The organism is Pseudomonas fulva NBRC 16637 = DSM 17717, assembly GCF_000730565.1.
Taxonomy (GTDB): Bacteria; Pseudomonadota; Gammaproteobacteria; order Pseudomonadales; family Pseudomonadaceae; genus Aquipseudomonas; species Aquipseudomonas fulva.
Genome location: NZ_BBIQ01000044.1, coordinates 1 through 807, shown reverse-complemented (window position 1 = coordinate 807; position 807 = coordinate 1). Strand labels below are relative to the sequence as shown.

1 protein-coding gene is annotated in these 807 nt (G+C 65.9%); it reads left to right on the top strand.

The window, feature by feature from the left end; all coding sequences use genetic code 11:
• A partial coding sequence (locus PFU01S_RS21355; RefSeq protein WP_042139956.1) for a type VI secretion system Vgr family protein occupies positions 1-807 on the top strand: 807 nt, incomplete at both ends.

Here is an 807-nt window from a genome sequence, read left to right as displayed (position 1 = left end):
GTCGATACCCTGCCCGCCCTGGCTCCGCAACAAGTCCCGTTCCACACCCAGAGCGTGACCCAGAAGCAGGACGGCATCACCCAGTGGAGCAGCGGTTCGCAGCTGCTCAGCGGCAAGCTCAACTGGCGCAGTGTCGATTACCTCGCTCACACCCAGCCGCGTGAAAGCGTGATGCCGGCTCTGCAGGCCGCCTCCGCGCCGGCGGCTCTGGAGCGTTACGCGTACCAGGGCCAGTACAACTGGCAGAAACAGGAGCGCGGCGACTGGCTCAGCCGCGTGCAGATCGAGCAGCACGAATCCCGGGCCCGCCGCGTGCACGGCCAAGCCGGGGTACGCCAGTTGCAGGCCGGCCGCTGGTTCGAGCTGACCCAGCACCCGCTGTACGAGCGCAAGGCCGCCGAGGCCCGGCAGTTTCTGCTGATCGAGGTGCAGTTTTTTGCCGAAAGCAACCTGCCCATGGCCCAGCAGCGCCGTGATGCCCCCGGCAGTCTGGCACCGCTGTTCAAGACCGTGCGTCCGGCGCCGGACCATTCGCTGCTTGGCTCGGTATTGAGCGAAGCCTCCTACGGTTTCTTCACCAGCCACTTCGAAGGCCAGCTACACAGTGCGCCGTACCGCAGCCCGTTCGAGCACGCCAAACCTTCCAGCCCCGGCCCGCAGACCGCCGTAGTCGTTTCGCCCAGCGGCCATGAACTGTTCACCGACAATCTCAACCGCGTCTGTGTGCGTTTCCACTGGGACCGCCTCAGCCAAGACGGCGAGTTGAGCTCCTGCTGGCTACGCATGCTGCAACCAAGCAGCGGCTCC